The following is an 8,762-nucleotide window of genomic DNA, read 5'->3' on the forward strand; positions in this document are numbered from 1 at the left end:
TTTTGGAGCCAGCCGCCTAAGGTGGGACAGATGATTGGGGTGAAGTCGTAACAAGGTAGCCGTATCGGAAGGTGCGGCTGGATCACCTCCTTTCTATGGAGTATTTAACTCTAGTCGATATATGATCTTACGATCATATGCGCTTTGGTCTTTTGTTCTTTTGGAGCCAGCCGCCTAAGGTGGGACAGATGATTGGGGTGAAGTCGTAACAAGGTAGCCGTATCGGAAGGTGCGGCTGGATCACCTCCTTTCTATGGAGTATTTAACTCTAGTCGATATATGATCTTACGATCATATGCGCTTTGGTCTTTTGTTCAGTTTTGGAAGAATTTTTTTCTTTCTACAGATAGTACTTAACTTGTTAGATAAGAGTTAAGCGCTTTGGTTCTTTGAAAACTAGATAATGCAAATAGAAACGAAATGTAYGTTTACCGGTCTTATTATATAAGAGAAGGTCAAACGAGCATGTCGAGAATTCACGTCGAACTTGAAAAAGTCGACAACAACCTTTTTTAATTTGGTTAAGTTAGAAAGGGCGCACGGTGAATGCCTTGGCACTAGGAGCCGAAGAAGGACGCGACGAACGGCGAAACGCCTCGGGGAGCTGTAAGTGAGCTTTGATCCGAGGATATCCGAATGGGGGAACCCACTATTCGTAATGGAATAGTACCCATGCCTGAATACATAGGGCATGAGGAGGCAGACCTGGGGAACTGAAACATCTAAGTACCCAGAGGAAGAGAAAGCAAATGCGATTACCTGAGTAGCGGCGAGCGAAACGGTAACAGCCCAAACCAAGAGGCTTGCCTCTTGGGGTTGTAGGACACTCTATACGGAGTTACAAAGAAATAGGATAGGCGAAGCGATCTGGAAAGRTCCGCGAGACAAGGTAACAGCCCTGTAGTCGAAATTCTATTTCCTCCAGAGTGGATCCTGAGTACGGCGGGACACGTGAAACCCCGTCGGAATCCGGGAGGACCATCTCCCAAGGCTAAATACTCCCTAGTGACCGATAGTGAACCAGTACCGTGAGGGAAAGGTGAAAAGCACCCCGGAAGGGGAGTGAAACAGATCCTGAAACCGTGTGCCTACAACTAGTTGGAGCCCGTTAATGGGTGACAGCGTGCCTTTTGTAGAATGAACCGGCGAGTTACGATGTCGTGCAAGGTTAAGCTGATAAGGCGGAGCCGTAGCGAAAGCGAGTCTGAATAGGGCGCATGAGTACGCCGTCGTAGACCCGAAACCGTGTGATCTACCCATGTCCAGGGTGAAGTTCAGGTAACACTGAATGGAGGCCCGAACCCACGCATGTTGAAAAATGCGGGGATGAGGTGTGGGTAGGGGTGAAATGCCAATCGAACTCGGAAATAGCTGGTTCTCCCCGAAATAGCTTTAGGGCTAGCCTCGAGGTTGAGAGTTTTGGAGGTAGAGCACTGATTGGACTAGGGGTCCCCACAGGATTACCGAATTCAGTCAAACTCCGAATGCCAAAAACTTTTACTCGGGAGTCAGACTGCGAGTGCTAAGATCCGTAGTCAAGAGGGAAACAGCCCAGACCATCAGCTAAGGTCCCAAAGTATACGTTAAGTGGAAAAGGATGTGGAGTTGCCCAGACAACCAGGATGTTGGCTTAGAAGCAGCCACCATTTAAAGAGTGCGTAATAGCTCACTGGTCGAGTGACTCTGCGCCGAAAATGTACCGGGGCTAAACGTATCACCGAAGCTATGGATTGACACCTTAGGTGTCAGTGGTAGGGGAGCGTTCTAAGTGCTGCGAAGTYAGACCGAGAGGACTGGTGGAGCGCTTAGAAGTGAGAATGCCGGTATGAGTAGCGAAAAGAGGGGTGAGAATCCCCTCCGTCGAAAGCCCAAGGTTTCCTGAGGAAGGCTCGTCCGCTCAGGGTAAGTCGGGACCTAAGCCGAGGCTGAAAAGCGTAGGCGATGGACAACAGGTTGAAATTCCTGTACCACCTCCTCACCGTTTGAGTAATGGGGGGACGCAGAAAGGTAGGGTAAGCGCACTGATGGATATGTGCGTCCAAGCAATTAGGCTGAGAAGTAGGTAAATCCGCTTCTCGCGAAGGCTGAGTTGTGATGGCGAGGGAAATATAGTACCGAAGTTCCTGATCCTACACTGCCAAGAAAAGCCTCTAGCGAGGTGAGAGGTGCCCGTACCGCAAACCGACACAGGTAGGCGAGAAGAGAATTCTAAGACGCTCGGGAGAACTCTCGTTAAGGAACTCGGCAAAATGACCCCGTAACTTCGGGAGAAGGGGTGCTCTATTAGGGTGTATGCCCGAGAGAGCCGCAGTGAAAAGATCCAAGCGACTGTTTAGCAAAAACACAGGTCTCTGCGAAGCCGCAAGGCGAAGTATAGGGGCTGACACCTGCCCGGTGCTGGAAGGTTAAGAGGAGGGGTTATCCCTTACGGGAGAAGCTCTGAATTGAAGCCCCAGTAAACGGCGGCCGTAACTATAACGGTCCTAAGGTAGCGAAATTCCTTGTCGGGTAAGTTCCGACCCGCACGAATGGTGTAACGACTTGGATACTGTCTCAACGAGAGACCCGGTGAAATTATAGTACCTGTGAAGATGCAGGTTACCCGCGACAGGACGGAAAGACCCCATGGAGCTTTACTGTAGCTTGATATTGGATGTTGGTACAGTTTGTACAGGATAGGTAGGAGCCTTGGAAGTCGGAGCGCCAGCTTCGATGGAGGCGTCGGTGGGATACTACCCTGACTGTGCTGACATTCTAACCTCGAACCGTRATCCGGTTCAGGGACAGTGTCAGGTGGGCAGTTTGACTGGGGCGGTCGCCTCCTAAACAGTAACGGAGGCGCCCAAAGGTTCCCTCAGAATGGTTGGAAATCATTCGAAGAGTGCAAAGGCATAAGGGAGCTTGACTGCGAGACCTACAAGTCGAGCAGGGACGAAAGTCGGGCTTAGTGATCCGGTGGTTCCGCATGGAAGGGCCATCGCTCAACGGATAAAAGCTACCCTGGGGATAACAGGCTTATCTCCCCCAAGAGTCCACATCGACGGGGAGGTTTGGCACCTCGATGTCGGCTCATCGCATCCTGGGGCTGAAGTAGGTCCCAAGGGTTGGGCTGTTCGCCCATTAAAGCGGTACGCGAGCTGGGTTCAGAACGTCGTGAGACAGTTCGGTCCCTATCCGTCGCGGGCGTAGGAAATTTGAGAGGAGCTGTCCTTAGTACGAGAGGACCGGGATGGACACACCGCTGGTGTACCAGTTGTTCCGCCAGGAGCATCGCTGGGTAGCTACGTGTGGACGGGATAAGTGCTGAAAGCATCTAAGCATGAAGCCCCCCTCAAGATGAGATTTCCCATGGAGTTAATCCAGTAAGACCCCTTAGAGATGATGAGGTTGATAGGTCTGGTGTGGAAGCGTGGTGACACGTGGAGCTGACAGATACTAATCGGTCGAGGACTTATCCAAACAATTCTTGACCCTTCTATTTTGCATTATCTAGTTTTGAGAGAACCCTCTCAAACATTTCACRAAGAGCCTCGTTTGAGGATCTGAAGTGAAACATAGTCTGGTGGCGATAGCAAAGAGGTCACACCCGTTCCCATGCCGAACACGGTCGTTAAGCTCTTTTGCGCCGATGGTAGTTGGGGGGCTTCCCCCTGTGAGAGTAGGACGTTGCCAGGCACCTAAAACCATTCCTTATCGGAATGGTTTTTTTGATGTATAAAGAGTATAAAGGCGTAATTGAGCTTACTGGTCCGAAGGAGCAGCGGCTTCTTCGATTTCTCCTTTGGATTGATCATGAAAAAGCTTCTATGAGAAACCTCGTGTCTTCCCCCTGTGAGACGAGTTCTTTCTCTTCGTAAATCTTCGAGAAAAGCTTCGAAGCATAGCAACGTGGCAAACCTTCCCCGTAGAAGAAAAAGAATGAGCCAGGACGTTGCCAGGCGATAAAGCATTCCATTTATGGAATGCTTTTTTTGATGCTTGAAAAGTAGAGGATGCAATTGAGCTTACTCTCTTAACTTTGTAGTTGTGGAATCTCTAGAAAGCATCGTTTACTTTACCAGTTATCTTTCTCCTATTAATAACTCTGAGTTATGCCTGTCCCAATACATTGGTGTAAGCTCAGGGTATTCAAAAAGGTATTTAAAGTACCATGTATATAATAAACGATGCTGCTTCTCTAACGTTTGCATTTCGTGTGTGTATTGCCTCAATTCACTTGTAACAGRGTCTCCTGCTTCGTGTTTTTCTATGATCCCTTCTTTAAGCAAAACCACTCTCTCCGTTTTAGTCTCAATCATGTGATAACCTAAATAGCTCATTACGCTGAAACCTATCAATAAGAAAAGAGTGAAAAATAAAATGAGTGGTTGGAGTTCTTTTAACACTGTGTTCCTCCTTTCTTTTGATATATTTTTGTGACTTAAAAGTTGATTGCCCGTCCGACTATAATAATGTTAGTAAATGGACTCGGAGGCTTTAGTTATCCTATGTTTGGAAGATGTAATGTGTCCCACTTTTAAAAGAGGAATTTGCAGCAGAAAGAATCTTCTTTTTCTTTGAGAGATAAACTATCACAGGGGTGGTGAAGACAAGCATTAATAAGTTAAGATCAGATCAACATCACCAATGAAAAGAAGCGGGTTTTAAATAGATAGGTACACAACACGGAAAGGGATGATGAGGTTGTTTACAGAATATCTAGAAGATCAATTTGGTATTTTAAAAGAAGATGAATTAATCTCACCTAAAACCAACAAAAAGATAAGCATTCAAAAAGTCATTATCTTATTAGAAGAAAAAGGGAAGTTGGATCAAGTCATTGAAACGATTGAAGCAATTAAATCTCTAGGAAGAAAAGGAGTCATAACTTACCTTTCAAAATTTATTGATCTAGATTGAAGACATTGTTTCGATAAGTCCTCTATAATAATAAATAGTAAACAAAACCTCTAATGCTAGAGGTTTTTTATATGAATGAGGAGTGAGAGAGTGATTGATCTARGAAGTGATACCGTTACAAAACCGACTCAGGCTATGAGAGACGCTATGTATCATTCAGAGGTTGGGGATGATGTATACAAAGAAGATCCAACCGTTTGTAGGCTAGAAGAATTAGCAGCAAGTAAATTAGGAAAAGAGGATGCTCTTTTTGTGACAAGTGGTACTCAAGGTAATCAAATTGCAGTGTTAACACATTGTAGAAGTGGAAATGAAGTATTACTTGAGCAAGATTCGCATATTTTTTATTATGAAGGTGGGGCTATTTCTGTTTTTGCAGGGGTTCAGACAAGGACATTATCTGGAGTAAGAGGGGAAATGAATCCGGATGAACTTGAGTTAGCCATCCGTGGAAATGATATACATGAGCCAGAGACTGGTTTAATCTGCATGGAGAATACTCATAACCGTGCAGGTGGTGCAATCGTTTCATTGGAGAACATGAAAGCAGTGTATGACGTAGCAAAAAAGCATGCAATACCTGTTCATTTAGACGGAGCAAGGTTGTTTAATGCAGCTGTCGCTAAGCAATGCTCAATAAAAGAATTTACTCAAAATGCCGACACGGTTCAAATCTGTTTATCTAAAGGGTTAGGGGCACCATTAGGCTCACTTATCGCAGGTTCTTCAGAATTCATTACAAGAGCTCGCAAGTGGAGAAAACGACTCGGTGGTGGTTTACGACAAGTAGGAACGATAGCGGCTCCTGGGATTATTGCTTTAACAGAGATGGTGGATCGTTTAAGTGAAGATCACCATCATGCTAAGGTTCTTGCAGAGGGAATAGGTGCAGTCGCGGGTCTAGAGGTAATAAATAATGTGKACACAAACATCGTTTTGGTCGATGTATCTGGAAAAAGAATAAACTCAACTGWATATATTCATAAACTCTCTGAAAATGGAATTAAGGCTGTTTCATTTGGTCCATCTGTTGTTAGATTCACCACTCATTATGACGTTACTAGTCAACAAATAATTCAGGCATTAAAAACAATTAATTCTTTATAATTCTAGATTGGAGTGTAGGTATGTCAAAGTCAATTCAAGCCATTCACCTGGGGATACCACGTGAAATAGAGCATGGAAGTAAAATAATAAAGACAAGTATCTTTAAAGAACCCACTGAAAACGTAGTCTCAATACACTCCACTGGAATAAATGGGGATACACAAGCTGATCTCATTCATCATGGCGGAGTGGATAAAGCGATATGTGCTTATCCATATGAGCATTATTCGTTTTGGGAAAATAAGTTAAGTCAAGATGTTGGCTCATCTGCTTTTGGAGAGAACCTAACATTAATTGGCTGGTTGGAAAAAGACGTTCATATTGGAGATGTCTTTGAACTTGGAAGTGCAATCATTCAAATAAGCCAGCCAAGACACCCATGCTTCAAATTAGGACTTAAGCATAAACAGCCAAAGATGCCACTATGGGTGAAAGAAACTGGGTTTAGTGGTTATTATTTTCGAGTAGTAAAAGAAGGAGAAGCCTCCTTAGCTAATGAGCTCATACGAATTGAAAAACGTAATGAGCATCCAACTGTTATGGAAATAAACGAGTGTCGGCATAATCCTCATGCTACTAAAGAACAACTAGAAGCGATGGTCGAATTAAAGGAACTAGCTTTAGAATGGCAGGAGGCATTTCGTAAAAAGCTCAGAATCATGTAAGGACTCTTTCTAGTGAAAGGGTTCTTTTGTTTATTTACATTATAGTAAGGGAATGGAAGAAGTGAATTTGGACAAAATAAACTCATAACAATAGGGTGGGTGAAAAGATGCCTTCAATTACTTCAATTAGCACGTATGCTCCTCCAAATACATTTACTCAAGATACGATAACAGAGTTTGCTCGTGAGTTGTTTAGTGAAAATTTTCAGAGTATCGAAAGACTACTAACTGTATTTGCTAATGGTCAGATCAGTGAGCGTCAGTTTGCGGCACCAATAGATTGGTTTAAAGAGGATCATTCTCTAAAAGAAAAGAATGATCTGTATATTGAATTAGCTACAAAATATGGGGCCGAGGCCATTAAAAAATGTCTAAACAATCGCTTGTTTTTAAAAGAAGAAGTTGATGTAAAAGAAGTTGATGCGATTATTCTCGTTTCAAGTTCTGGAATGTCTACGCCTAGTATTGATGCTCGCATCATGAACGTCTTACCTTTTTCTCCTCATACCAAACGAATTCCGATTTGGGGACTAGGGTGTGCGGGGGGAGCGGCTGGAATTAGTCGTGCGTATGAATATTGTAGAGCCTATCCGGAGTCCAATGTATTAGTTGTTTGTATTGAATTATGTAGTCTTACGTTTCAGCGAAATGATCGTTCAAAAAGTAACTTAGTAGGGACATCACTATTTGCTGATGGGATTGCGTGTGCTTTAGTATCTGGTGATCATTCTTCAATGGTACATAACAGCAACAGATTTGTACGTCCTGTAATTCGTCAAACGATGAGCACACTTATGCCAGATTCAGAGGAAGTAATGGGGTGGGATGTAAAGGATTCAGGGTTGCATGTGGTATTTTCTCGTGACATTCCCTCCATTATTAAGAATTGGTTGAAGCCAAATGTCGATGAATTTTTAGCGCGTAACAACCTTGAAGCTGGTCAGATCGATGCTTTTGTTGCACATCCCGGTGGAAAGAAGGTATTAGAAGCTTATGAGGAAACCTTATCAATTCCAGAATCAATGACGGAGGTTTCAAGAGAGGTCTTAAATAAGCATGGGAATATGTCTTCCCCCACCGTTTTATATGTACTTGAACAGTTTATGAATCAAGAGATGGAGCCAGGTTCATACGGTTTAATGGCTGCATTAGGACCAGGCTTTTGTTCTGAGTTAGTTTTACTTCAGTGGGAGGGGATGCAATAATGGTTTTCGTTTATCTCTTTATTGGTTTTGTCATGCTCCAAAGGGTAATTGAAGTCATCATTGCAAATCAAAATGCTAAGTGGATCAAAAAGAAGGGTGGATATGAAGCGGGAGCTGAACATTATAAATACATTGTGGCGATGCATGCTCTCTTTTTTGTAGCCCTTCTTATAGAAATCTCTTTCATGGGCACAGAAGTGGTTCGCTGGTCTATAATCCCATTAATCATCTTTTTAATTACTCAAGTAGTTCGTGTATGGGCCTTATCATCACTTGGGCGTTTTTGGAATACGAGAATTATGATCTTACCAGGAGCTAAGGTAGTTGCTAAGGGACCTTATCGTTTTATGCGTCATCCTAATTATGTGATTGTAGCAATGGAAATCCTCGCACTTCCTTTTATCTTTCAAGCCTATTGGACGGCTTTCATCTTTTCAATTTTAAATGTGATGATCTTGCGCATACGAATTAGAGAGGAGGAGAGAGCGCTAAAAGAAGCTACGAATTATGAGGAAGTCTTCAAAGATAGAGGGCGATTTGTCCCTAGTTACGATGAATAGGCTAGCTTAGCTAGTCTATTTTTCTGTCTATCTAGAGACAAAAACTCTCTTTTTTCAACAAAACTTCCTATGTTCTAAAGCGCATTTTACGTGTTACGCTTGCCGGGAATGAGTGAGAGAAATAGGGGGTGCAATGGATGCTTACACTGCTAATGGAAAACGCGTTAACAATGGTGTTCATTATTTTAGTGATCAATGTGGTCTATGTTACTTTGTTTACGGTTCGAATGATTTTCACATTGAAAGGTCAACGCTATTTGGCTGCGAGTGTTAGTGTGATTGAAATCCTTGTCTATGTAATTGGTTTAAGTTTGGTACTAGACAAC

General features: G+C 43.5%; 7 protein-coding genes and 3 rRNA genes. 9 read left to right on the forward strand and 1 reads right to left on the reverse strand.

Translation table 11 applies throughout. From position 1 onward, the window contains the following. The 3 genes from AB685_RS23770 to rrf all read left to right on the forward strand — a co-directional run. A 16S ribosomal RNA gene (locus AB685_RS23770) occupies nt 1-93 on the forward strand; the annotation flags it as partial. A gap of 426 nt (nt 94-519) precedes the next feature. Further along, nucleotides 520-3,459, forward strand: a 23S ribosomal RNA gene (locus AB685_RS23775). Between the two features lie 99 nt (nt 3,460-3,558). After that, nucleotides 3,559-3,675, forward strand: a 5S ribosomal RNA gene (rrf, locus tag AB685_RS23780). 386 nt (nt 3,676-4,061) lie between these two features. On the opposite strand, the gene AB685_RS23790 is transcribed toward rrf, so the two are convergent. Continuing rightward, nucleotides 4,062-4,385, reverse strand: a complete 324-nt coding sequence (locus tag AB685_RS23790) for a hypothetical protein (protein WP_047973062.1) — start codon at nt 4,383-4,385, stop codon at nt 4,062-4,064. Between the two features lie 298 nt (nt 4,386-4,683). Between AB685_RS23790 and AB685_RS23795 the strand changes: the two genes are divergently transcribed. The 6 genes from AB685_RS23795 to AB685_RS23820 all read left to right on the forward strand — a co-directional run. Beyond that, nucleotides 4,684-4,899: a hypothetical protein gene (locus AB685_RS23795; protein WP_047973063.1), complete on the forward strand. Its 216-nt coding sequence runs from the start codon at nt 4,684-4,686 to the stop codon at nt 4,897-4,899. Nucleotides 4,900-4,989: 90 nt separating this feature from the next. After that, nucleotides 4,990-6,006, forward strand: a complete 1,017-nt coding sequence (locus AB685_RS23800) for a GntG family PLP-dependent aldolase (protein WP_047973064.1) — start codon at nt 4,990-4,992, stop codon at nt 6,004-6,006. Between the two features lie 20 nt (nt 6,007-6,026). Next, complete coding sequence (locus tag AB685_RS23805) at nt 6,027-6,671, forward strand: MOSC domain-containing protein (RefSeq protein ID WP_047973065.1); 645 nt, start codon at nt 6,027-6,029, stop codon at nt 6,669-6,671. A 107-nt stretch (nt 6,672-6,778) separates the two neighbouring features. Further along, the gene (locus AB685_RS23810; RefSeq protein WP_047973066.1) at nt 6,779-7,876 is read left to right on the forward strand and encodes a 3-oxoacyl-[acyl-carrier-protein] synthase III C-terminal domain-containing protein; all 1,098 of its coding nucleotides are present in this window, start codon (nt 6,779-6,781) and stop codon (nt 7,874-7,876) included. Continuing rightward, entirely contained in the window at nt 7,876-8,436 is a 561-nt protein-coding gene (locus AB685_RS23815; protein WP_047973067.1) for an isoprenylcysteine carboxyl methyltransferase family protein, read from the forward strand. Before AB685_RS23810 ends, AB685_RS23815 begins: the two co-directional genes overlap by 1 nt. 137 nt (nt 8,437-8,573) lie before the next feature. After that, nucleotides 8,574-8,762, forward strand: a 189-nt coding sequence (locus AB685_RS23820; protein ID WP_047973068.1) for a DUF5698 domain-containing protein, incomplete at its 3' end; no start/stop codon positions are given.

Source organism: Bacillus sp. LL01, assembly GCF_001037965.1.

Coding starts and splice junctions, on each gene's coding strand:
- AB685_RS23815 (WP_047973067.1), top strand. CDS start 7,876: ATGGTTTTCGTTTATCTCTTTATTGGTTTTGTCATGCTCCAAAGGGTA.
- AB685_RS23810 (WP_047973066.1), top strand. CDS start 6,779: ATGCCTTCAATTACTTCAATTAGCACGTATGCTCCTCCAAATACATTT.
- AB685_RS23805 (WP_047973065.1), top strand. CDS start 6,027: ATGTCAAAGTCAATTCAAGCCATTCACCTGGGGATACCACGTGAAATA.